Genomic DNA, 24,326 nt, shown 5'->3' with positions numbered 1-24,326 from the left:
CGTTCCACCCCATCGCCTGTCGTCATCGGCCCGGCGACTGAGCGATCATGTTGCAATCAACGGTACGGTCTGAACGCGCGGCGTAGCTGGCATGGATCACCTCGCCCATGTTCATGGAGATTTCACGCACCAGCTTTCGACGCACTGCGGTGGCGAACATGGCGGCCTCGGTGACGCCGATTGAAAATGCGTCTGGTCCGCCGATGACGCAGCGCTCGAAATAGGATTGCAGGTTGGAAGGGTCATACCTTGCAAACCCGTCCGCCCCGCCAATCCGGGGCAGTGCGATAGGGAGCCCGTTGATGGTCACACCTTCCGCGAGAAGGACCTGCCGGATGGGGTCAACGAGTGCTCCGGCATTGTTGGGTCCGTCTCCGGACACGTCGATAACCCTGCGCGGGCTGCGCAAGCCACTCTTCGCGAACAGATCTTTCGCGGCCGACAATGCGCCGGAGATCGAAGTTCCGCGGCCTTCAGTCAACGACAGAACCGCGAGCCTGTCTGCCAAAGTGAGAGCGTCCTGGCGGCTTTCGACAATTGTCCACGGCACAATGACGGTTTGCTGGCTTGGCCCTGCCCATTCCAGGTAGAGCACTGCGATTCTGCCTCGCTCTCCCGACTTGATCGCCCTCGCGATGTCCGCGTGGCGGAGGGCACCGACGTAGCCATCGCGCTGCACCCTTTGCTCGACTCGGCTCATCGAGGGCGAGACGTCCACGGCAAGGATCAGTTGCAGATCGACTTCGGCCAAGCCGCCCGCAGGACGGTTCGTCGAGTGAGCCTGTGGCGCTACCGCGAAGAACAGTGTGAACAGGCAGATGCCTGTGAGCCGCAGCAACGGTCCTGCACCCATACTTCCAGCAATCCACGCTAAGTAGTTCATGGCGAACCCCTCTCGCTGACAATGGAATTGTCGGTCCGAGGCGTCTCCCACGTCACGAACGGCTTCCGATCATTCGCCGAAATCGGCGCTCCCCAACCCGGTTTGGATGATGATGCCTCTCCGAACCGCCAAACCGTGCTAGGATCGAAGCATTGGACTGCGGCTTCGTGCTTGAGGGAACCGGCTTGAACAGCCCGCTGCCCACGACGTTCGAACTCAACGGCATTACCGCCGACGTGAGCAGCGAGACCTTGCGCGACAAGTCCAACAGGACAATCGCACTTCGCCACCAGACCTTCGCGGTGCTTCGTCACCTTTTGGAGAACGCTGATCGCGTCGTCACCAAGGATGACCTGATGAGGGCGGTCTGGAACGGGATCGCCGTCACCGATGACAGCTTGGTGCAATGCATTCACGAGATCCGTGCGGCGCTCAACGACGGTTGCCAGGCCATCGTGCAGACAGTGCCGAGGCGCGGCTACAGGTTGGTCCTTCCCTCAAATGCCGGACCGAGAATGACCACCATCCTGGCAGCAGAACTGGCCGCTGAGGGCCGCCCGGCAGACAAGGAGGAGCGGGGCGCTGCGGCACCTATCCGAGCGCACAGGCAGATCCTCGATCGCCTGCTGGTGCAACATGCGGGCCGTGTGTTCGCGAGCGCCGACGAAAGCGTCGTCGCGGAGTTCACGGGCCCTGTCGAGGCGTTGCGTTGTGCGAGTGAAATCCAGCATGAGGTCGACAGGCGGAACTGCGAAGTTCCCGAGGCAAAGCGCCTGCGCTTCCGCATCGGCGTTCACCTGGGTTATGTCATCGCTGATGGCGACCGCCTCGCGGGCGAGGCCGTGGAGGTCGCGGCTCAACTGCAAAGCCTGTCCCGACCGGGCGGAATTTGCGTCACGGAAGCGGTCCACGCCCAGGCTCACGATCGACTCCCGCTGGGATTTGTCGATCTCGGCGAGCACACGCTGAAGGACCTCGCGCATCCGTTGCGCATCTACCGCGTACCGCTTGCTGCGGAGGAGCCGGTCAGGTCGCCGTTTCGTGGTCTCGATGCCTTCGAATTCGAAGATGCCGATCTCTTCTTCGGCCGCGCGCGGGCGATTGCTGCCTGCACTGCCAGGCTGGAGCAGCAGGCAGCAAGCGGTACGGCATTCCTGCTCATCTACGGGATGAGCGGTTGCGGCAAGTCTTCCCTCCTGCGCGCTGGCCTGCTGCCGTCATTGACGCGGCCTGGAGCCGTGGCAGGCATATCCTTGTGGCGCCGCTGCCTGATCCGCCTCTCCGAGGGACCGGATGTATTCGCTGTGCTGGCTGCGGCCCTGCTTCACGAAGCTGCCGTGCCGGAACTCGCCTGCGAAGCAACAGCCGCAGAGTTTGCTCGGCTCTGCAGGAGCGCGCCGGATCAAGCGCTGGCGATGGTCCGACAGGCGCTTCGCAAAGCCGCCGGCCCGGCCCGCCCGCAAATCAGATTGCTGGTGGCCATCGATCAGCTGGAGGAGCTGTTCACCACGGAGAGGCAGCCGGCGACTCGCGAAGCCCTTGTGCGGTTCATGGCGGTGCTGGCCGCCAGCGGACTGGTCTGGGTGGTGGCGGTGATCCGTTCGGACTTCTTTCACCGCTGCGGCGAGGTCCCGGGTTTCTCGGCGCTCAAGGACGGCTTGGCCAGCTATGAACTGCTGCCGCCGACTGGCCCGGAGATCGCGCAGATCATCCGCGAACCAGCGGTCGTGGCCGGTCTCCGCTTCGAGGAGAGTGCCGAGTTGGGGCGGCTCGATGACGTGCTGCAGGCGGCGGCAGCTGCCGATCCCGGATCATTGCCGCTGCTCGAGTTTGTCCTCGACGCGTTGTACGAGGCCGGCCGCGAGCGCCGCGTTCTCACCTTTGCGCATTATCGTGCGCTTGGCGGGCTCGAGGGCGCAATCGCGAGCCGCGCCGACGAAGTCGTGGACTTGCTGGCGCCCGAGATCCAGGAGGCCTTGCCCGCGGTGCTGCGCGCCCTCACCACGGCAAGTCTGGGCGATGAAACGGTCACGGCACGTCCGGCCCTGTTCACCGAAATTGCAAGCACTTCGACGCGATCGGCCCTTGTCAGCGCCCTGATCGACGCACGGCTCCTCGTCAGCGATGAGGACGCCGAAGGGCACGTCTTCGTTCGCATTGCGCATGAAGCACTGTTGAGCCGTTGGCCGCGCGCCCGTGACATTGTGAATGCAAACCGGAACTTTCTCGCGACGCGCGAGCGCCTCAGGGCCGACGCCCACCGCTGGCACCTGGAGAGCAGGAATCGAGAGCTTCTCCTTCCGTCCGGCAAACGCCTGGCGGAGGGCGAGGAACTGATGCTGTCAAGACGCGAGGAGGTCGACGATGCCGTCCTTGAATACATCGAGGCGTCCTTGCGTGCCCATCGGCAGAAGGAGGAGGAGGACCGGCACGCAGAGCTGGCGCTGATCGAGGCCGCCGAAGAGGCAAAACGCGAGCGCCTGGAGCGCGAGGCCGAGCGCCGGAGCCTCGCGGCCACCGCAGCAAACCGGCTTGCCCGGCGGACGCGCAATGCCGCGATTGTGGCGCTGACGCTCGCTCTCATGGCGGGCGCAGGCGCACTGGTCGCCTTCAAAGCGCGGGAGGAAGCAAGGGGCCAACGCGACCAGGCGATCCGCAATCAGTTCCTTTCGCTCTCGTTCCTTTCGGAGCAGTCCACCGCGGCAGGCAACACCGAGGCTGCGATCCTGTTGGCGCTTGAAGCACTGCCCTCGAAAGACCAATCCGAGCGGCCATATCTCTTCGAGGCGGAGGCAGCCCTCTACAAGGCTCTGCTGGCGCACCACCAGATCAAAATCCTTCGACCTGGCGCCGGTGTGGCGGATGCGGCATTCAATCCGACCGGCGATCGCATCGTCACCGCATCCTACGATAAAACTGCAGCCGTCTGGGACATCTCCAGCGGCGCCGAAACTGCAGTTCTAAAAGGTCATGAAGAGGCCTTGGAGAGGGCCGAGTTCAGCCCAGACGGGAGCCGGATCCTGACGGCCGCGAGGGACGGCACTGCACGTCTCTGGGACGCCGTCTCGGGAGAACAGCTCTTCATCCTGCGGCCGGTAGGCAACTATCCAACGGCAATCTTTAGCCCGGATGGCACCCGGGTGCTGACGGCGGGGGAGGACAGCGATGTAACGCTCTGGGACGCTCGGACCGGAAAGAAACTCCTGAGTGTAGACAGCGACGGATATGCGCGCGCTGCTTTCAGTTCAGACGGCCGCAGCTTCGCGGCGGCACGCAAGCATCTTGTTTCGATCTGGAATACCGCAGATGGCGTACTGACGCGGTCAATCCCAGGGAACTGGCCCTACACCCTGGCGTTCAGCCCGGACGGAAGCCGAATGCTGGCCGGCCCGTGGGGTTGGCATTCACACCGCGACACTTCCAGCCTTTTCGATTTGTCGAAAGGAACGGAGATCGCAAAGTTGGCCGGCAGCAAGAGCGACACGCAATTGAACGGCGTGATTTTCAGTCATGGGGGCCAGCGAATCGCTACGGTATCCCTCGATGGCACTGCCCGGATTTGGGACGGAGCGTTGGGAACGCTGGATGATGTGCTCGGCCAGGAGGTTTCCGGGCTGAAGGCAGACACCGACACCGATGAACGCGATCAGGAGATGAACGGTGCTTTCACCCCGGACGACCGCTTCCTGGCGACCGCCTCGGTCAATGGGCCGATCCGCATCTGGGACGTTGAACGCGCCTCGTTGGTCACGACGATCGCCGGTCATGAATCTTTGGTTGAGCATCTGGAGTTCAGTCCGGTTGACGGCAACATTCTTCTCACGGCTTCACACGATGGCACCGCCCGGCTGTGGGATGTCGACGGTGCCCTGACGACAACGCTTTCTCATGAATATCGGCCGACTTTCGCGGTCTTCAGCCCCGACAATGTCCACCTGCTGACCGGTGGCGGCGACAGCGCGGCGCATCTGTGGAACGTCGTCAGCGGGCGCGAGACAATCCGGCTCGATACCCATGAGATCGTTCAAAACGCGGCGTTCAGTCCCGACGGAAGGCGCGTCGCGACGGCATCCCTTGGGGGCGAGGTCCGAATTTGGGATGTGGCGAGCGGATCCGAGACCGCCCAGTTCCGGTCCCATGGCGGCCTGATCCAGATCCAGTTTGGCCGCGATGGCAAATCGCTGCTTACCGCATCGATCAACGGTACCGCGCAGCTGTGGGACGCGGCGACCGGCACCGAGCTGGCCGCCATCAATACGAGCAGCAATCTGCCGCAGGCCATCCTTAGCCCCGACGGACGTCTGATCCTCGCGGCCAGGGAAGACAATGCCGGCCACATCCTTAAGACGGGCGGGACTGAACTCAAGGCGCTTGTGGGGCATCAGGATCGCATTACGGCAGCGGCCTTCAACCCGGATGGCCGACTGGTCGCCACCGGCTCCCTCGACCACACGGCCCGCATTTGGTCGACCGCGGACGGAGCAAACGTCGGAATTCTAGAGGGACACACCGGGGCGGTCACGGTGGTCGCCTTCAGCCCCGACGGTCAGTCGCTGTTGACTGGCTCACGCGATGGAACCGTCCGGATCTGGGGCGTCCCAGGAGGACCGGAAAGGGCCGTTCTGAGGGGCCACAGCGGCGCCGTGGACAGCGCCCGGTTCAGCCCCAGTGGTTTGTACGTCGTGACCGCGTCCTCGAAAGATCACACGGTCCGCCTGTGGTCGACGCAATCGGCGCGCCAGATTGCCGTCCTCGGCGGCCCGGACGAAGCAGCCGTTCGACCGGGCTTTACACGTGCAGCTTTCAGCTCCGACGGCACCCAGGTCGCGATTGTTTCCGGCGAAGAAATTGTCCGCATCGTCCGCCTCTTCCGGACCCCCAAGGACCTCATTGACTTCGCCCGGCGTGCCGTCCCTCGCCGACTCACCCCTTGCGAGCGGCGAAGCTTCTTCCTGCCTGCAGACCCTGCAACAGGTACTTGTCCGGGCTGAGACCAATGGGGCGCAGTGAACCGCCATCCCAAGAGATGGGCGCTTTGGTACGCCGATAGCGTTTGAGAACCCGTCATTCCAGCGCCTTTGGCCGGCGGCAGTGGCATGCCACCGCGAACGGCGAGCCCGAAATCAATCATCAAGCAGGGATTTCAAGCACGATTTTGCCGACGATGGATTTTGACAGAAAGTCTTGCTGGGCCTTGGCAATCTCCTCCAGCCGATAGGTCTTGGCCACGACAGGACGGATCTCTCCACGCTCGATGTAGGAGACGAGATTGTCGAAGACGATGTCTTCCTGGAAGGTGCAGCCGAAGAAGGTCAGATCCTTCAGATAAAGAGTGCGAATGTCGAGTTCGACAAGTGGGCCGGCAATCGCGCCAGCAACGGCGTAGCGGCCACCCTTCTTGAGAACATCCAGCAAAGCCGGAAAACCGGGGCCAGCCGCAACATCGATCGCAACATCCACCGCCTCCTTGCCAAGCCTGGCGACCAGGTTTTCGCCGCGCGCAACGACCTGATCCGCGCCGAGGTCCAGCAACAACTGTGCTTTTTGCCGTCCTGCTATTGCAGTCACATAGGCGCCGCGCCGCTTGGCCAGTTGAACGGCCGCGGAGCCGACACCGCCGGAAGCGCCGGTGATAACGACATGCTCTCCAGCCTCTACGCTGGCCCGATGCAGCATCCCTTCAGCCGTGGAATAGGCGCAAGGCATGGCCGCGAGTTCATTGTCGCTCCAGTCGCAATCGACCTTGAACGTTTCACGAGAGGGAGCCTTGGTGTACTGGGCGAAACCGCCATCGCATTCCGAGCCGAATGTCCAGCACTCGAAGGGCCGGTAATTGACATAGGTGCGGAGAAGATTTCGGACGATGACACGCTCTCCGATGCGGTCACGGCTCACGCCCTCGCCGACGGCGGCGATATGTCCGCAGCAATCGGCACCCTGGATACGCGGAAACGCAAGCGGAACGCCAGACCAGCTTGTGTCATCATCCTGGGCCGAAGCAAAGCCCTGCCTTGCACCGGAATCAGTGCCGCTCGTGACCGCCTTCGAATACCAGCCGATCCGCGTGTTGATGTCCGTATTGTTGACGCTTGCGGCCGAAACTCGGATCAGCACTTCGCCAGCGGCAGGCGTCGGAACCGGGAGGTCGGTGCGAAATTCCAGTTTGTCAAATCCGCCATGGCCAACCAGAACCACGCCCATCATGGTGGTCGGAATTTCGGCTTTGCTGCTGACGGCACCCTCTTTGCCAGGCCTGTTCATTTCACCAATACCCTTGGTTGGTGTTCCTGCAAGGCGGCTTTCGCTGTCATCCAAGCCGTTCAGGGCAGGCTGAGCTTTGCCATGCGGCCGCCATCGATGGTCCAGACCTGGCCGGTGACGAAGCCTGCTTCCGGCGAGGCGAGCCAGGCGACAAGCGCGGCGACCTCTTCCGGCTTGCCGGTACGTCCGACCGGATGGATGCGGCCGATCTCGTGGCGGAAGGCAGCTGGGTCCGGCATACTCTCGATGAAATCTTGGTTCAGGTCCGTGTCGATCCAGCCCGGCGCAACCGCATTGCAGCGGACACCCTCAGTCCCGTGATCGACGGCAACAGCGCGGGTCAACCCATGCAAGCCCGACTTCGACGCACAATAGGCCGCATGCTTCGGGTTCGATCCCAGCCCTTCGATGGAGCCGATATTGACGATGGCGCCTTTCGACGCCTTCAGATGCGGCATCGCGGCCTTGATCAGCATGAACGGAGTGGTGAGGTTGACGGCAACATTCCGCTCCCAGTCGGCAAGCGACATGTCCTCGACCAGCGCTTCCTGCATCATGCCCGCATTGTTGACGAGGACATCAAGCCGGCCGGCCTTGGCCACTACAGCCTCCACGGTCTTTCCAGCAGAACCTGGATCGGTGAAATCCGCCGCAATGCCCTCGAATTCCACGTCCTGCCCGCGCTGGGCAGTGAACACGCGTGCACCCTCGTTCCGGAGCCTCAGGGCGATCGCCCGGCCAATGCCGGACCGGCCGCCCGTGACCAGCGCCGCCTTGCCTTCGAACCGCATCACGCCACCGCCTTTCCGCCGTTGACCTCGACCAGCGAGCCGCACATGTAGCGCGCCGCATCCGAAGCAAGGAAAAGCACGACATCGGCGATATCTTCCGGCTCGGCGATGCGGCCGAGCGGCACGGTTTTTCCGAGTTCGGCAACCGCCGTGTCCGGATCAAAGCCGCGCTTGATGAAGCCGGTGCGCAGCATAGGCGTATTGACCTCATTCGGGCAGACGGCATTGATGCGAATGTTCTGGTGCGCGTGGTCTATGCCCATGCACTGGGTCAGCGAGGCGATCGCCGCCTTGGTCATGCAATAGACCGCATGGTTCGGGCCGGGACGAAGGCCCCAGCACGAAGCGGTGTTGACGATTGCGCCGCCGCCGCGCGCGGCAAGCAGCGGGATTGCGGCGCGGCTGATCCGGAATGGAGCCTGGACGTTGACGCCCACCGACAGATCCCAGTCGGCATCGGTCGTTTCGGTCACCTTGCCGCGCGTGATCACACCGGCATTGTTGATGACGATGTCGAGGCCGCCGAGCGCTTCGAAGGCCGCCTGGGGCAAGCCGTCGGCATAGGATGCTTCCAGCAGGTTGCCGGGCAAACGGGCATCGGCCTCGACACCGGACACGTCGCGGTCAGCAACCGCTACGCGGGCTCCCTCGGCTCGAAGCTGCCTCGCGATGACGGCGCCGATGCCACCGGCAGCCCCGGTTACAAGCGCGAGTTTTCCAGAAAATCTCATACTACTGTCCAAGGTTCAGAAGCTTGCGACGGGGCTACCGAAGATGCCTGCGTCAGGCGTCACGCCGAGACCCGGGCCCTTCGGAAGTGCGATGTGACCGCCTTCGATGCGGACACCGTTCCTGCTGTCGTAATTGCCCTCGATATACGGCTCCGCGATCCACACACCCTCGCACAGCTTGGGGCCAATGGTTGCACCTGCCTGCGCGCAGGCGGCAGCGAGAATATCGCCACCCCAGGCGTCGTCGCAGGTGTGCGGAAGATTGCGCGCGGCGCAGATGTCGCGGAAGGTCGCGAAGTTGTGCAGACCGCCAATGCGGGTCACCTTCATGCCGAACCCGTCGACGAGGCCGGTGCCGACTGCGGTGATCACGGTGCTGAGGTTGACGCTGTTTTCGTCCATGTAGATGCCGTGGTGCACCTGCGGCCGGATCTTCTGGAGGTCCTCAATCGTGTTGCACGGCTGCTCCATGATGAACGGAACATCGAGGCATTCACGGCTTGCCCGAAGCGCGTCACGCGTGGTCCAGCCGCGATTGGCATCGACCGCCAGGCGCATGCCCGATCCCTTGATCACTTCCCACACCTTGCGGACGACTTCGATGTCAACCTCAACCGGGCGACCGCCCACCTTGACCTGCAGGCGCGGATAGCCTTCTTCCATCTTCTCGCGGGCGATACGGGCAATGTCATCGGGAGTGCCGACACCGGTCGCGTAATAGGAGGGCACCTTGTCGGTTGCCGCGCCACCCAAAAGCTGGGCAACGCTCAAACCGAGCTTCTTGCCGATAAGATCGTGCGCCGCCATGTCGATGGCTGCCTTAGCGTAATTGTGCCCGTTCAGCAGGCTGTCCATCTGGCGCTGGAGAGAGAGCGGCCAGACTTCCGAGCCTACGAGCCCCGGAGCCATTTCCGTGAGCGCGGCGAGCGCACCACTGGCATGGGATTCGGCATAAGTCGGGCCAACGGGGCAGGTTTCACCCCATCCCTCGGTTCCATCTTCCCCGACGAGGCGGACAAGTGTCGTCCTCAACGACCACACCTTTGCATTCGCCATCGTATAGGGGCCGTTCTTTACCGGCAGATCGTGACTATAGACATCGATTTGCTTGATCTTCATGTGTCAGGCTCCCAAGCGCTCAGAACTGGTGGAAAGGAATTCATGCGATACCTTCGGCCGCAAGGGCTGCCTTCGCCGCTCGAAGGGCCGCAGCCGTCGCCCGATTCCGCCCCTGCAGGCGGGCTGTCTGTGTCATGCCTTCGTGAAGAAGGAAGAGCGTTTCGGCGACTTGCTCGATATCTCTGTCGGGCGCGATGGTTTGTAGACGTATGCGAAACTCATCGGCGAGCCGAGCCTTGTGATCCGTGACGATCTCTCGGATTGCGGCGCTCTCGGGATGCTCGGCCAAGGCATTCAGAAAGAGACAACCAGTGTTGGCCACTTCATTCAACCAGTCTCCGAGGCGGATGATTGGATAAAGGACATGATCGATCCCAGTTTCAGGGCCACCCGCAAGCCAATCGAAATAGGTCTTGTCACGATGCTCCAGCGCGCCCACCACCATGGCTTCCCGGCTTGGAAAATACTTGTAGAGCGTCCTCAGGGACACGTCGGCTCCCGCCCGCAGTGCTTCCACGCCTTGCTCGGCAAAACCTTGTTCGGCAAACTGCCGGTCGAGGTCGCTCGCGATCTTCTGTTTTGTCGTGCTCATGCGTCCAACGGTAGAGTGAACGCTCTACTTTGCTGGCTTGAAAGCGACTCCTTTTGGTAGGACAACGCCGCCCTGGAGCAAGGCGCGGTGGCGGGAATACTCCTGACGCAGTTCCGTGCGATCTCGCCGTTGATCTGGCTCGCACTCGCGTTTCGGGTACGGCCAGCAGGTGCTGCCGAGACCTCCACTACGTGAGTTTGCAATACTCAAACAGTTTTCTTACGCTGCGCATGTCGGCGTGAGTTTGCGCCGGGCACATGGGCTCGGCCCGCGATCGCGAGAACGTGTATTCGTGTTCCAGCAAGGAAAACGGACGGGGCATGCCGCCGCCGGAAGCCTTTAGGCGATTCAGAGCTGCGTTGTCAGCGCCGTCAGCCATTCGGGAGAGATATCGACCAGCACGGTCTCCAGCCTCTTCTCATAACCAGAAAGGATCGCCATGGCAGTCAGGATCAGCACGGCGCCCAGCGCGACCTTCAGGCCGCCGCCGGCACCGGCAATGCGGCCACGCCAGCGCAGCAAGGTTTCGCGCGACAGCTTGCCGAGGATCAACAGAGGCAGGGCGGCACCAATCCCGAACAGAACCATGGTTGCGGCAACCTGGCCGAGGTTCCGGCCCTGAGCGGCTAGAACGGAAGCCGCGCCGAGCGTCGGGCCGACGCAGGGGCTCCACACGGCGCCAAGCAGCAGGCCGACGCCGAACTGGCCCCAGGGGCCTGTGGCCGAAAAACTGCCGAAACGCTGCTCGATCCAGTTGCCGGCGGGACCGGCGGCCAGTGCGACCCGCGCCTGCAATCCCGGCAAGACCAGCGCCGCGCCGAGAACAAACATCAGCACCGCGGCGGCTCTGCGAAAGACTCCGCTATCTATTCCTATGGAAAACCCGATCGTGGCGACGAAAAGTCCGATCGCTGAAAAGGATATCGCCAATCCGGCCGTCAGCGCGGCGGGCCCGTAGCGATGCTGGGCGACAGCAGCGCCCAGCACGACCGGGATAAGCGGCAGCACGCAGGGCGACAGCGTCGACAACAGCCCTGCCAAGAACGAAAGACCGAAACCGAACGGCATCGCCCGTTGGTCAGCTTGTGCTGTCGAGCAACCGCTTGATGGCGTCCGCCTTGGTGACGCCGACGAGCCGGCCGACCTCCTTTTTGCCCTTGAAGGTGATCAGCGTGCTCTGCATCCGGGCACCAAAGGCGCGGACGACATCCTTCTGCGCATCGAAATCGACCTCGAAGACGGCTATGTCCGCGTATGCGGCCGACGGCAGTAGCTTGGCCAGGACCTGCTTCTGCGCCTTGCAGATTGGACACCACGAGGCGCTGATGTCGACCAGGATCGGCTTGCCCGCTTTCTGTGCGTCCTCGAACGCCTGCGGTGTATAGGCCATGCGATCGCCGGCCTTGGCCGTTTGGGCGCAAGCCAGGCTTGATAAGACGCTCAATGCTATGAGAAACCTGCGGCGGTCGAGCATTTTTCCTACTCCATGGCGTTGCGGACAGGCCCGACACGCGGGCATGAGATCACAGTTCGTTATTCGTGCCGCCACGGCCAATCGTTACAGGTTCGCGGCAACGTTGCCGATCCGCCGAGCAGCCGGAAAGATCAACGCCAAAAATGCCGTCTGAAATGTCTACTGGCGCGCGGTGCTTGAAAAAGTCTGCACCGTACTATGTTACCTTATAGGCTGTGGGGTTTCTTCCGCATCTTTGACGGCGCTTGCAGCTCGGCTGGAAACGATTGCGAGAAGGCAGGTTGGCCAGCAAAGGGTGTCTCTTGTGAGATTATCTATCATTTGAGGTCGGCAGCGGCTCAATCGTATGTCCGTTGCAGCGCAGGGAGGAAAGACGATGGATCGGGAAACGCATTCCAAATCAAGGCGAAGCTTTCTGAAGGCGAGTGGACTTGTCGCTGGGCTAACGGCGACGGCGGTTACGTCTCCTTGGGTTCAAAGGGCCGGAGCCGCCGACACGATCACATGGAAAATTCAAACCTCATGGCCTGCCGGTGTCGGGCTTGAAACTTTCCAGAACTGGTGCGGGACCATCAAGGAAAAGACCGGCGGCCAGCTCGAATTTCAGCCGTTCAAGGCGAAGGACATCGTCGGCGACTTTGAACTCCTCGATGGGGTGAAGAACGGCGTCCTCGAAGCGATGAACTCGTTTTCACTGTACTGGGCCGGTAAGCTTCCCGCTACGGCGTTCCTGTCCTCTTACACGATGGGGCTACGCTATCCGCACGAATGGGACATCTTTTTCTATTCGAAAGGCGGCCTGCAGGCCGCGCGCGACCTTTATGCCAAACAAGGTCTTTACTACGTCAACCGCATTCATCACGGCCCGAACATCATCCACTCAAAGACACCGATCCGCTCGATCGAGGATTTCAGGGATCTGAAGCTGCGTGTACCGGGCGGGATGATCGCAGAGACATTCGCGAAAGCCGGCGCCAAGACCACGCTGCTGCCGGGCGGCGAGGTGTTCTCAGCGCTGGAGAAAGGCACGATCGATGCGGCCGACTACACGGGACCGGCGGTAAACTGGGCGCTCGGCTTCCAGCAGGTGACCAAATACATTTCCATGGGACCGCCCGGACTGATGTCGGTGTATCAGCCCGTCGACCTGATGGATTTCGCCGTCAACATGAATGTCTGGAACCAACTCCCCGATAAGCTCAAGAAGTTCGTGGAAGACGAGATCCAGGTCTATTCGAACACCCATTTCGGGGCGATCCAGAAGGCCGACATGGAGGCCTGGCACAAATTCACCGACGCGGGCATTGAAATCAATCGGCTTGGACCGGAGGACCTCCAGAAGTTCCAGGAAATCGCGGTGCCGATCTGGTTCGAGTGGGCCAACAAGGACAAGGACGCGGCGCGCATTTTCAAGCTGCAGCTTGAGGTGATGGAGAATCCGACTGTCGGCTACGTAACGCCGGAAATGTATCAGGGACTATCGATCAACCTCTGAGGCTCTCCGCGCCCGGCCCCTGCCCGGGCGGGCGCACTCTCCTTCAAGAGGCAGTCGCCGATGCCCTCACTCACATTTGTGCTGCCGCACTGGCTCTACTGGTCGAGCCTCGTGCTTTTTCCGATTGCCGCGGTCTTCTTCGTCTATCGCGAGCGTGCTCGACCCGATGCCGGCCGAGCCAACCTGTTCCTCGCCTATTTCTTCCTGGTCACAGCCGGTTTTCTAGGCATGCACCGTTTCTACCTGAAGAGCCGCTGGGGGTTCTTGTTCATCCCGTTCTTCGTCGCTGTTCTCTGGACCAGTGCCCAGGTGCGGGATGGGCGCGAAACATTGTCTCTGACCCGCTCCCAGGCCGAACACGCCGAAAGAGCCCTGGCGCAAACCAGAGCCGACATCACGTCCGGCAAGAGCGGTGCTGCCGGTCGCCTCCCCAAGGCCGAGGCGGATGCGGCAACCACGCGTACCAATAACGCTGCCGCCCTCGCTGAGCTCGCCCGCTCGAACACCGTTGCCCGAATTGCCGGAATTCTCCTCGGCATCGTTCTCGCAGGCGACATCTTTCTGATGCCGGGCCTGGTTCGCCGCGCTCGCGAACGCGAGATTCAAGTGGCCCCGACCGGCACCCATCCTTTGGTGACCGACGTGCCTGCCACGCCGATCAAAGCTCCGCTCGCCGTCTTCCGTCCGGTCGACCGGCTGGTCAAAGTGACGGGCGAGTTGGTCGCCTACTGGTCGGTCCTCGCGGTCATCGCCTACTATTACGAGGTCGTGGCCCGTTACGTTTTCAATTCGCCGACGAACTGGGTGCATGAGAGCATGTTTCTTATGTTTGGCATCCAGTACATGCTGGCAGGAGCCTATGCCTATCGCGACGAGACCCATGTCAGGGTAGACATCGTCTACAGCCACCTCTCCGAGCGCGGTCGGGCCATCTGCGACATTATCACCTCGGCCTTCTTCTTCCTGTTCACGGGGACCATGCTGGTTACAGGCTGGCGTTTTGCCAGTGACGCCATGGCGGTTGGCGAACGCTCGTTCACGGAATGGGGCATTCAATACTGGCCGGTGAAGCTCGCGATCCCCATCGGGGCGGCGCTCCTGTTGCTTCAGGGTCTGTCCCGGCTGATGCGCGATATCGCCACTGCATTCGGAAGGACCAGCTGAGCGATGGGTCTCGAGCTTCCGATCCTTTGGCTCAGCATATTGATGTTCGGTGGTCTGGGCGTGCTTTTGCTGCTCGGATTGCCGATGGCCTTTTGCACCGGCAGCCTTGCCGTGCTTTTCCTCTTTCTGTTCGGCAATTCGGCCATGCTGAACATGCTGCCGTCTCGAGTCTTCCCGTTCATGACGGATTATCAGCTCTCGGCGGTGCCGCTTTTCATCTTCATGGCCGCGATCCTCGAGAAGGCGGGCATCATCGAGGAGTTGTTCGATGTCGTCTACAAATGGCTGGGCGGACTGAAGGGCGGGCTCGCTTCGGCCACGGTGATCTCCTGCACGCTGCTGGCCGCGATGGTCGGCGTGGTCGGGGCGACGGAAGTGACGATGGGCATGATCGCGCTGCCTGCCATGCTGCGCCGCAACTACGACGCCAAGCTCGCTTGCGGCTCGCTTCTTGCTGGCGGGACCCTCGGCATTCTCATACCGCCTTCCGTCATGGCGATCGTCTATGCCGTCGTCGCGCAGCAGTCGCTGGGCGAACTCTTGATCGGGTCGGTGTTTCCTGGGCTGCTGCTGTCCGGGATGTACGTCGTTTACGTGACGGCGCGCTGTTACATCAACCCCAAGCTCGGCCCAGCGTTGCCGCCGAACGAACGCATCGCCTTCGCCCAAAAACTCAAGCTTTTGCGCCGCACGTTCATGCCGATACTGCTGATCCTGCTTGTGCTCGGGGTCATCTTCATGGGCATTGCCACGCCCGTCGAGGCCGCCGGCATCGGCACGTTCGGTGCTTTCATCGTCTGCGCCGCACACCGGCGCCTAACCTGGGACACGATCCGGGAAGCCAGTGTCGCGACGCTCAAGGCCACGGCGATGGTCATGTGGATATTCTTCGGCGCCACCATGTTCGTCGGCTTCTTCATCCTCAAGGGCGGGCAGAACTTCGTCGCCGAATCCATACTCGGAACAGGCTTGGCGCCTTACGGCGTCCTTGTTCTGATGATGATCATCCTGTTCGTCCTTGGCATGTTTCTGGACTGGGTGGGCATTCTCCTTCTCACCGTGCCGATATTTCTGCCCATCCTTAAGTCGCTCGAATTCGGCGGCACGTTCGGCCTGGCCGGTGTGGCTCCTGAAGACGTGCCGCTGTGGTACGGCGTCATTTTCATGGTCAACATGCAGATGGCGTTCCTGAGCCCACCGTTCGGCTATTCGCTGTTCTATCTGAAGAGTGTTGCCCCGCCGGAGATATCGATGGCGACGATCTTCCGATCCGCGGTCCCCTTCCTGTGCCTGCAGGCGGTCGGAGTGGCACTGTGCATCGTGTTTCCCTCGATCGTCCTCTGGCTGCCGAAGGTCATGTACGGAGGCAATTGACCGCGTTTGCGGCTTTCGTCATCAACGCCGCAGATCTCTTTCGTCTGGCTCGGTCTCGACTTGAGCAGCAATGCGCCGTACTGGTGTCATCAAGAACGATCTGAACCATTCCCAATTCATACAGATCGCGACGCTTCTGGCGTGCGGTACAGAACAATGCGCCCTGTCGGAACGAGTTGGGAAAGAAAGTCGAAGTCCCGGACGTTCCCCGTGAGCACGCTTGCACCCAGTTGCCGCGCCTGAAGGAAAACCAGAGCGTCGTTGAGGAACTTGCGTTCGTAACCTTCGCCCTTTGGCAAATTGCTCGTTCGGAAGAGCAGGCCAGCGAGGATGCCGGCTTGCCCCCAGATTGCAATATCGGGGGCATGAATTCTGTGCTGCGGTATGTCCGCGATCGTGGCTTGGATCGTTTCCAGAACAGCCTTCGTAGATGTATGCTTCGGATCCAGTCGGCCGAACATGTGTGTCAGTTCGGAAAGGCTCACCGCCGAATGGTGGCACAGCCGATACGTTAAGAGCGTATCCACCCCTGCCGGCGATCGACCCTGCAGAACATCCAGATAGACGGTGGTGTCCAGAAACAATGGACCGCCGATAATCGGTTCGTCGTCGCTCCATGGCAGATCGTCATCGGCCCGGCGCGCGAGTGTTCCCTGGCGTTTCTGGGGCTTGAGTGCTCGGAGGGTTTCGGAAAGATCAAATCCCAAGGTCGATATCCGAGGGGATGCTGCCTTTGCGCTTGACGAGACGAGCCCCGAAATCGTCCTCCAGCGCCAGGCGCGACAGCGCAAGCTCCAACAACTCGGTGTCCGAAGTGACGTGGGCGCGCTTCTTGGCCGCGGCGAGCAGGTCCGACGATACACGCCCCGACAAACGCGTGTTCTTAGCAGAGCCGAGCAGACCAACGGCCCTCGCCTGCTCAAGGACCAGCTTGTTACGGGTCAGCGCGACCTTTGCTTCGCTGTCTGCAGCAGTATGGATTTGAGCACCCATGCCAACCTCCTGCGTTGAACATAACGTAGTATACGTTCAACACATTTGCAAGAAGCACTCGAGTCTCTGCAAACTGTGCATGTAGACAGGTTGTTGACGTAAGGCGCATCGCGGATGCTCGAGCGCCGGGCTCGTATGCGCTCAGTCCAGCGAACCTCACATAGCTCAACAGGGTTCGCCGAGCCAAGCGGCACGGAGCGGATCACCGCGTCCCATATCTCTCCTTCAGACTTGCTTCGCCCAGCTATGGCCTCGTGTCGCCAGTGCCTGCCCCAGGATTCGTCCATGCTCGGAGGCAACGCGGCAAGACATGCTCTTGAGAGCTTGTCCTTGGGTACAGCCGGCGAAATGACGACAATGTTTGCGACTGGCTCGGAATAGTTTCCGGGCAAGCTTGGTATATGAAGCATCGAGGTGAAGTTTGTCCGCACTCACCATTCTTGAAAATTTCCGGGTGCTCAAGCACAGCATCTCAGGCGCCCGAATGCGGGAGATGAGCACGCGTGTGCGAGTATCTGCGCCGACCTGCTCACGACCGAAGATTCTGCCAATCGGACCGGGCGTCCCCCTGCCCCATCTTCCAAGCTGGGTCGCCCCTGCGGAGAAACGCCAAGTCGACCGATAGCCCGGCGGCGGAAATCAATCCGAAACAAGAACGCATTTCGAACGGGAGGAACACATGGCAAGCAATCAAACGATTTCGCAGCGCTTCGAAGAATACCAGCCCTCTAAGACACTCTGGTTTTGGTCGGTCGCGGGCGCCGTGGTGCTGACAATGATCGTCGGCTTCACGGCCGGCGGTTGGACCACGGCCGGAACGGCGTCTGAAATGGCGAAGACCTCGGCAATGAAGGCCAGGGCCGAACTCGTCGCCAATCTCTGCGTCCAAAAGTTTATCACAGCGTCGAACGCCGGCGATAACCTGGCCAAGCTCAAGGGAACGTCTTCCTACCAGAGAGACAGCTTCATCAGCGACGGCGGGTGGGTGAAACTGGCCGGAATGAAGAAAGACGCCCCGGGAGCCGCGGACCTGTGCGCGGAAAAATTGGCGGCAATGGACACGATCCCGACCAGCAACGTGGCTCAGGACAACAGCAAAGGTTGATCGCCACTTTTCGTCCGGAGTGCGCCATCGGGCGGCGTCTCCCACGGCTGACGATGATGATCGATCCCTTTCGCATTCGCAGGTGAACGACCATGCATTCCGGTGTCGGTTTCTTGACAGTCCGCCGGCAGGTCAAACGACGGTTACACTTCGTATTCGTCCTTCTCATTCTTACAACTGCGTTGGTCTCGATACCCGCAACGACGACAGGGCTGCGGGCTGAGGTCCGGACTCTTCCGCTGCCCCGCTTCGTCTCACTGAAAGCTTCACCCGCCAATCTGCGCGTCGGGCCGGGCACAGGCTACGACATTGAATGGGTCATGACACGACCGGGCATCCCCCTGGAAATCTACCAAGAGTATGACAATTGGCGCCGTGTAAGGGATTGGGAGGGGACCACCGGATGGATCTACAGTCCGCTGTTGTCAGGGCGCAGAACCGGTATTGTCGCTCCCTGGGCGAACAATGAAGTAGCGCTGCGCAAGAAACCGACAATCGATGGTCCTATCACGGCCTGGCTCGAGCCTCGCGTCGGGGTCAGACTGACAGGGTGTGACGGGAAATGGTGCGCTGTTGCCCTAGGGATGACGACCGGCTTCGTCAGACAAACCGACTTGTGGGGCGCATATCCCGGCGAAGTGCTTTGAACGGTGCCATATATGACCGACCGAACCGTATTGATTTCCGGCGGAGGCATTGCGGGACCTACACTTGCCTTTTGGCTCGCAGCCGCCGGGTTCCGGCCGATTCTGATCGAACAAGCGCCTCGCTTGCGCACTGGGATCGAGGCGGACATCAATCGCGTCTTCCGATTTGATCCATTCACCAGGAGAGAGCGATTGAACATCGTAATGTCCGTCGGGCAGCCGTGCCGCAAGCCCGACGTAGCGGTAACAAGTGCCTGCTGAATCTTTGCCTGTGGCCGAGATCGGCCGCTCCGCAAGATAGCCCGCTATGGCACTTCCGACGCTAGCAGCATCGTCGCGGCGCGGATATCGGCAAGCCTTATGTCTCGGTCGTCCGATCTGGCCGTCACGACGGGAACTCGGGCCGATCCTTCGCCTGCGGGATATAATCCCGGATAGCGACGACCCAATCGTCCCTTACCGTGGCCAGGACCAGGCGGCAGCCTTGCGGATAATATCTCGGCAATGCCGCGGCCTGATCGGCGAGGATCGCTCCATTCAGCCCACACAACTCTCCCCCAAGCAGCCAACCTTGAGGTTTGTTGGTGCCCACCACCGCGATGTACTCCCCATCGCAGGGATACCCAATCAAACCAACTTCCTCGTAGTCGTTCAGTCTGCGCATCGCGTTGGTTTTATTCAAAACAAGTTACCTCTCCTTGGTTGAAGAAGTCGGCAAGCATCACGGTGTAACGGCCCGGCATCACCCCAGCCTGACGCCGGGCCGTGAGGAAGCGCCCGCGCGGTCGCACTTCCTGATCGTTATGACGCGGGGTCAAAACGCGGCCCCATGCGACAAGGTCTCGTTTGCGCAAGCTACGAGCGGTATCGCTGAACCGTGTTGGCGCGCCTGCGCCAGCCACACCCCGCGACTCTCCTGGGAGAGTCCCTTCATGGCGGCTCGCGCCGCCGAGGTGATTTCAAAGGCACCGCAAGAAGCACACTGAAACTCTACCTTGCGGAACGTGATTTCGGCCTCCAAAGCCGTTCCAGCGCAGACCGGGCATGAGGAGGGAAAATATCTCCTCTCAAAAGGCAAAATGTTCATCGTAAGGTCTCTCTAGAATCCTCTCCGAAGGCGAAGCGGCTAGACCGGAACGGTGGGCGGCTCTGGCGGATCGCGGACGGAATGCGGCTATCAATCCTGGGCGGTGATCAACCTCTTATCTTGTGAGAAACATTCCTCCGCGTAGCGACTTCGATCTGCTTTGCTTCCACTTCGAGCCTGTCCGGAGCGGCCGAGCCCATCAAGGCGTAGGCCGTACCCCCCGATTGCCAGTAGACCGTTGGGACGCGGCCGTCAGTGGCCGGAGTCGGCGGGACTGCGTCTTCGCCGTTCATTGGGGCGGCGACGAGGGTGATGCGCCCGACGCTTGGTGTGTCAGCCGTCACAACCAGGCTTTGTTGACCATTCCAGGGCTGCACCTGGACATCTTTGACCACCCAAACAGACGGAAGAGCCGGCATGCTGACGTTGACGGCGCCAACCAGCCGTTCGATCTTGTCCTGCTTCGGCTCGGCACCTTTCTCCGGGCCTGCATTGAGCTGCGCGACGCGCAAGGCGTCCCTCGCGGCCAGGATGAAGGTTTCGTCAGCCGTCTTGCCTCCCTGGCGAAGCGGCACGGTCAACGAGTTGGCCGACCAGCCGATCGCCACCAACGCGACCGCGGCGACTTGAAGCCGGAGCAGGCTAAGCACCTTCCTGCGGCGAAACGCTCCTTCCAGTCGCTTCGCCTTCTCCACGCTCGCGCTGGGCGGGAACAGCCGCCGCGGCTGGGAGTCGCGCAACGCCTCCATAGCCTGTGCGTGAGCAAAGACCTCCGCCGCCAGTTCCGGCTCTCGTGCAAGCCGGGCTTGCAGGTCGGATCTCTGCGACTGCGAAAGCTCACCGTCCAGCAGGCGGCCGATATCCTCTTCGGAAATCTTATCAGTGGGCCACATCGCGCCCTCCCACGATCTTGAAATGACGGGAAGACCCGCCGTCCGTATTTTCCAGGTTTTGCTTCAACGCCGCGCGAGCGCGGCTCAGGCGGGACATCACCGTTCCTGACGGCACGCCCAGCAGCTCGGCCGCTTCCGCATAGGTGAAGCCGAGTACCCCGACCAGATGCAGTATCTCGGCTTGATCGGCCGGAATTCGCGCCAGAGCCTTTCTTACATTGGAGAGTTCCGCAGAATGCTCTTGCGCAGGCGGCAATGCTGACTCGGACACATCCGCGAATGTTGCTAGGCGCTGCCGTTCGGCATGGGCCCGGCTAGCATGTGTGAGAAACGTGTTGCGAACGATCGTAACGAGCCAGGGCAGCAATGGGCGAGAACTGTCATAGCTGGTGGCCATTGACAGGGCGCGGACAAGCGCCTCCTGAACCAAATCATCCGCCTCAGAGTCGTTGCCGGTCAGGACGCGACCGTAACGCCAAAGATCCTCCAGGTACGGTATGACGTCCAACTTCGTTTTCATATCACCAGAGCTGTTTCTACTCCTTGGGCCACCCTAGCCAACCCGCTCGCGCCAAAGCGCGCGGCCCAGCGGTCAAGGACAGGGACAGGCAACCGCTGGGCCGGATGGGAGCGTACTCCTCCCGGCTGCAAGAACTGAGAGCCATGCATCGTCAGTTGCTTGCGCCGCTCCCTGGTTCCGACATGGCCTCGAAACGCTTCCACGTCGGGCTCACCCTCCTTGCACCATTTACCAAGGCCGGTCGGAAACTATTCCAGACGACAGCGAAATTCTTTTTTTGGAGGGCGGGCAGGCCTCATCGGCAAAGGACTGCGGAATAGAGTCCCTTGCTCAAGGGTATCATAAGGAGCCGGGATTCACCCGAACGGCAAGGATCGATAGCGAGAGAGATCGCGAATGCAATTTGGCGAGATAATTGCAAACACGTTCGCCGCAATCTTGGTGATATGCGGTCTCGCCCTCATCTTCTTGGTAGCCGGAAGGCCGCTCTTCCCGAGGCGCCACGCGCGAATGGTCGTGATCTTGCCAGCCGATCAGAATACGACTGCCTCGACCTGCAACACCCATCCGCATCTGCCGACGACTTCAACCTTGCCCTCGCCCCGTCCCGGCCTACAGGAAGAATCTGAACTGTAATACGGACGAGGCAAGAGGCGGCGTGGGGCCGGTCAATACGAGGGCGGACAGACCTTGTGCGTGTTGCTCGGGCAAGCCGGCAGCATTCGTAGACGACTGGCAAGAAGGCGTCAGCTTAGAGGCTTCAGACTCCACCCATGTAAATGTCCATGATCTGACGGTCGTCGCGGACGTCTTGCGGGCTGCCCTCGAAGCGTTTCGAGCCGGCGGCCAAGATGTAGAGCTTATCTGCGATCGGCATGGCTTCACGGATGTTCTGCTCGACCATCAATATGCCGATGCCTTGCTTCGTCAGCGTCGTGATGCGCTCCAGCGTCTCGATCACCATGGCCGGTGATAGGCCGGCGGAAGGCTCGTCGAGCAGGATAAAGCGTGGCTCCGAAACCAGTGCGCGGGCCAGCGACAGCATCGCCTGCTCGCCGCCCGACAACGCGCCCGCCGCCGTTTTGCGCCGCCTGGCCAGCGACGGATACTGGTCGATCAATGTCTCAATGCGCCTTTCCACCAGCCGCTTGTCGGCGATAGCGTAACCGCCCATGCGCAGGTTCTCCATCACCGTCAGGCGCGGGAACACGCCACCGCCCTGCGGCATCAGCACCAGCCCCTGCCGTACCACCTCGTGCACGGGCAGATTGGACAGCACGGTCTCGCCAAGGCGGGCGGCGCCGTTCCACACCGGCAGCGCTCCGGCGATGGCCTTCAGCAAGGTGGATTTGCCGCAGCCGTTCGGCCCGAAGATGCAAGTGATTTTTCCGAGCTCGGCCGTTAACGAGATACCATGAACGATCTCCTGTTTGCCGTAGCCGGTGACGATGTTCTCGGAGGCCAGCGTGCTCATTGCGGGCGTCCCAGGTAGGTCTGCATGACTTCAGAATTGCGCACGATGTCCTCGAAGGCGCCGCTGGTTACCACCCGTCCCGAATCCATGACGATGATTCGATCGCAGACGTTGCGAACCATCTCCATGTCATGTTCGATGACGAGGAAGGACACGCCCTGTTTGCGCAGCCGGGCAATCGCTTCCAGGATGATCTTCCGGATGTTGGGGTGGACGCCTGCCGTTACCTCGTCGAGCAGGATCAGCGATGCTTGCCGCATGACGGCGCGACCAAATTCCAGCAGCTTCTGCTGACCGCCGGACAGGTCCGAGGCGCGGTTGTCGGCGACATGCTCGAGCTTGAGGAGGGTAAGTGTCTCGGCCGCGCGCTCGTGTGCGCCCTGCCAGTGACCTTCCGCCGCCGCCGCAAGAAGGTTCTCGGTCACCGTCATATTGTCGAAAAGGGCCGGGATCTGGAAGGTACGGGCCAGGCCGAGCCGGGCGACTCTGTGCGCGCTCATTCCGGCGACGGCATGGCCGTCGAAGCAGATCTCGCCCTTGTCCGGCATGATCGTGCCGGAAACGAGGCTGAACAGGGTCGATTTTCCGCAGCCATTGGGGCCGATGAGCCCGGCAATCTCGTGCCGCCCGACCGCCAGTTCGACGCCGTTGGCGGCCTTGATGCCGCCGAAATGCTTAAAGAGCCCGCGCACGCTCAGGATCGGATCGGCTGCCGACTGCATCCCGCCGCTCATGGGTGACCTCCCTCACCGCTGCCGATCAGCTTGTCCAGGACTTTGTCCAGCGCGTCGTTCTTGCGCCTTGCGAACAGCCCGGCGATGCCGTTGGGCAGAAACAGCACCACCAAGACGATGGCGGTGCCGAGGATGGCGATGTAGAAGGCGGTGTCGCCCCAATACATCCAAATCAGCCGGTTGACGACGAACAATGCGACGCCGCCGATGGCCGGTCCCCACAGCGTGCCCAGGCCGCCCAGCAGCACCATCACTACCATCTGGTCGGTGATGTCGCCGCCGAAAACGGACTTCGGATTGATGAAGGTAACCCAGTAAGCAAAGATGGCGCCGAAGACGGACGCCGTGACAGCGCTGAGCACGAAAGTCTGCAGCTTGACCAGGGCCGTGTTGATGCCCATCGCCTCTGCCGCTGGCTCGTGGTCGCGTAGCGCCTTCACCTTCAGCCCGAAGCGCGAACGCTCGAACAGCGCCCAGGTGAGGAAGTACGTCAGCACGGCGGTCCCGACCATAGCGAAATAGAAGAAGCGTTCGTTGAGATATGGAGGCAGTCCGATACCACCGATGCCGCCGGTGAAATCCATTGCCGAAGCGAACTGGATCAGCACCTCGGCAAAAGCCCAGGTGGCGATGGCGAAGTAGGCGCCACGCAGCCTCAGTGTCGGTGCGCCGATGATGACCGCGCACAATGCGGTCACCACCATGCCGGCGGGAATGGTAGCTGAGAAAGGCAACCCGAAAGGATCGCCCATCAGGAACGCGGTTACATAGGCGCCAAGACCGAAAAAGGCCGACTGGCCGAAATTGATGTAGCCGGCATATCCGCCCAGCATATTCCATGAGCAAGCGAGCCCCGCCCACATCAGCGCGCCTGTGGCGATGCGCAGCCAGTAATTGTTCACCGTCCATGGCAGGGCGCCTAGCACGACGATGATGATGGCGAGGAGAACGAGGCCTCGCCATTGCGCGTTTGTCGGTAGCAGCGCCAT

Annotated in this window: 22 protein-coding genes; 6 read left to right on the top strand and 16 right to left on the bottom strand. The window is 61.5% G+C overall.

Annotated elements, in window-relative coordinates; all coding sequences use genetic code 11:
- Positions 1-22: 22 nt before the first annotated feature.
- The gene (locus EN818_RS18560) at positions 23-883 is read right to left on the bottom strand and encodes a DUF1194 domain-containing protein (protein WP_129553848.1); all 861 of its coding nucleotides are present in this window, start codon (positions 881-883) and stop codon (positions 23-25) included.
- 185 nt (positions 884-1,068) lie between these two features.
- Here EN818_RS18560 and EN818_RS18555 point away from each other — a divergent pair, with 185 nt between their 5' ends.
- A complete protein-coding gene (locus tag EN818_RS18555) occupies positions 1,069-5,874 on the top strand; it encodes a winged helix-turn-helix domain-containing protein (protein WP_129553847.1) in 4,806 nt (1,601 codons plus the stop codon).
- Positions 5,875-6,013: 139 nt separating this feature from the next.
- On the opposite strand, the gene EN818_RS18550 is transcribed toward EN818_RS18555, so the two are convergent.
- From EN818_RS18550 to EN818_RS18520, 7 genes are all read right to left on the bottom strand, one after another.
- Positions 6,014-7,144, bottom strand: a complete 1,131-nt coding sequence (locus tag EN818_RS18550; protein ID WP_245420396.1) for an alcohol dehydrogenase family protein — start codon at positions 7,142-7,144, stop codon at positions 6,014-6,016.
- Positions 7,145-7,203: 59 nt separating this feature from the next.
- Positions 7,204-7,935: an SDR family oxidoreductase gene (locus EN818_RS18545; protein ID WP_129554091.1), complete on the bottom strand. Its 732-nt coding sequence runs from the start codon at positions 7,933-7,935 to the stop codon at positions 7,204-7,206.
- On the bottom strand, positions 7,935-8,666 hold the full coding sequence (locus tag EN818_RS18540; RefSeq protein WP_095806835.1) for an SDR family oxidoreductase: 732 nt from the start codon (positions 8,664-8,666) through the stop codon (positions 7,935-7,937). The genes EN818_RS18545 and EN818_RS18540 overlap by 1 nt, the downstream gene beginning before the upstream one ends.
- A gap of 15 nt (positions 8,667-8,681) precedes the next feature.
- Positions 8,682-9,785: a mandelate racemase/muconate lactonizing enzyme family protein gene (locus tag EN818_RS18535; RefSeq protein WP_095806836.1), complete on the bottom strand. Its 1,104-nt coding sequence runs from the start codon at positions 9,783-9,785 to the stop codon at positions 8,682-8,684.
- A 40-nt stretch (positions 9,786-9,825) separates the two neighbouring features.
- A complete protein-coding gene (locus EN818_RS18530) occupies positions 9,826-10,377 on the bottom strand; it encodes a TetR/AcrR family transcriptional regulator (RefSeq protein WP_095806837.1) in 552 nt (183 codons plus the stop codon).
- A gap of 348 nt (positions 10,378-10,725) precedes the next feature.
- Positions 10,726-11,445 (bottom strand): cytochrome c biogenesis CcdA family protein, encoded by a 720-nt coding sequence (locus EN818_RS18525; RefSeq protein ID WP_135904825.1) that lies wholly within the window; start codon positions 11,443-11,445, stop codon positions 10,726-10,728.
- Positions 11,446-11,455: 10 nt separating this feature from the next.
- Positions 11,456-11,767 (bottom strand): thioredoxin family protein, encoded by a 312-nt coding sequence (locus tag EN818_RS18520; RefSeq protein WP_348626974.1) that lies wholly within the window; start codon positions 11,765-11,767, stop codon positions 11,456-11,458.
- A gap of 460 nt (positions 11,768-12,227) precedes the next feature.
- On the opposite strand from EN818_RS18520, the gene dctP reads away from it, so the two are divergent.
- The 3 genes from dctP to EN818_RS18505 all read left to right on the top strand — a co-directional run bounded on the left by dctP (position 12,228) and on the right by EN818_RS18505 (position 15,884).
- Entirely contained in the window at positions 12,228-13,346 is a 1,119-nt protein-coding gene (dctP, locus tag EN818_RS18515; RefSeq protein WP_095807028.1) for a TRAP transporter substrate-binding protein DctP, read from the top strand.
- Between the two features lie 78 nt (positions 13,347-13,424).
- Positions 13,425-14,510, top strand: coding sequence for a TRAP transporter small permease subunit (locus tag EN818_RS18510; protein WP_245521425.1), 1,086 nt, complete (start codon positions 13,425-13,427; stop codon positions 14,508-14,510).
- Between the two features lie 3 nt (positions 14,511-14,513).
- Entirely contained in the window at positions 14,514-15,884 is a 1,371-nt protein-coding gene (locus EN818_RS18505; RefSeq protein WP_095806841.1) for a TRAP transporter large permease subunit, read from the top strand.
- Positions 15,885-16,000: 116 nt separating this feature from the next.
- On the opposite strand, the gene EN818_RS18500 is transcribed toward EN818_RS18505, so the two are convergent.
- A complete protein-coding gene (locus EN818_RS18500) occupies positions 16,001-16,591 on the bottom strand; it encodes a hypothetical protein (RefSeq protein WP_095806842.1) in 591 nt (196 codons plus the stop codon).
- A complete protein-coding gene (locus EN818_RS18495) occupies positions 16,581-16,877 on the bottom strand; it encodes a hypothetical protein (protein WP_095806843.1) in 297 nt (98 codons plus the stop codon). Before EN818_RS18495 ends, EN818_RS18500 begins: the two co-directional genes overlap by 11 nt.
- A 679-nt stretch (positions 16,878-17,556) precedes the next feature.
- On the opposite strand from EN818_RS18495, the gene EN818_RS18490 reads away from it, so the two are divergent.
- Positions 17,557-17,982, top strand: a complete 426-nt coding sequence (locus EN818_RS18490) for a hypothetical protein (protein ID WP_095806844.1) — start codon at positions 17,557-17,559, stop codon at positions 17,980-17,982.
- Between the two features lie 92 nt (positions 17,983-18,074).
- Entirely contained in the window at positions 18,075-18,629 is a 555-nt protein-coding gene (locus tag EN818_RS34320) for an SH3 domain-containing protein (RefSeq protein WP_095806845.1), read from the top strand.
- A 385-nt stretch (positions 18,630-19,014) separates the two neighbouring features.
- On the opposite strand, the gene EN818_RS18475 is transcribed toward EN818_RS34320, so the two are convergent.
- The 6 genes from EN818_RS18475 to EN818_RS18445 all read right to left on the bottom strand — a co-directional run bounded on the left by EN818_RS18475 (position 19,015) and on the right by EN818_RS18445 (position 24,326).
- Positions 19,015-19,311, bottom strand: coding sequence for a hypothetical protein (locus EN818_RS18475; protein ID WP_129553846.1), 297 nt, complete (start codon positions 19,309-19,311; stop codon positions 19,015-19,017).
- 512 nt (positions 19,312-19,823) lie between these two features.
- Positions 19,824-20,465, bottom strand: a complete 642-nt coding sequence (locus tag EN818_RS18470; RefSeq protein WP_245420385.1) for a hypothetical protein — start codon at positions 20,463-20,465, stop codon at positions 19,824-19,826.
- A gap of 130 nt (positions 20,466-20,595) precedes the next feature.
- Entirely contained in the window at positions 20,596-21,117 is a 522-nt protein-coding gene (locus tag EN818_RS18465) for a sigma-70 family RNA polymerase sigma factor (RefSeq protein WP_245420386.1), read from the bottom strand.
- Between the two features lie 772 nt (positions 21,118-21,889).
- Positions 21,890-22,603, bottom strand: coding sequence for an ABC transporter ATP-binding protein (locus tag EN818_RS18455; protein WP_040973253.1), 714 nt, complete (start codon positions 22,601-22,603; stop codon positions 21,890-21,892).
- A complete protein-coding gene (locus EN818_RS18450; protein WP_095806851.1) occupies positions 22,600-23,337 on the bottom strand; it encodes an ABC transporter ATP-binding protein in 738 nt (245 codons plus the stop codon). The genes EN818_RS18455 and EN818_RS18450 overlap by 4 nt, the downstream gene beginning before the upstream one ends.
- On the bottom strand, positions 23,334-24,326 hold the full coding sequence (locus tag EN818_RS18445) for a branched-chain amino acid ABC transporter permease (RefSeq protein WP_095806852.1): 993 nt from the start codon (positions 24,324-24,326) through the stop codon (positions 23,334-23,336). Before EN818_RS18445 ends, EN818_RS18450 begins: the two co-directional genes overlap by 4 nt.

The organism is Mesorhizobium sp. M3A.F.Ca.ET.175.01.1.1, from assembly GCF_004791945.1.
Classification (GTDB): Bacteria; Pseudomonadota; Alphaproteobacteria; order Rhizobiales; family Rhizobiaceae; genus Mesorhizobium.
The sequence above is the reverse complement of the archived record's forward strand: the minus strand, read 5'-3'. Positions and strand labels throughout refer to the sequence as shown.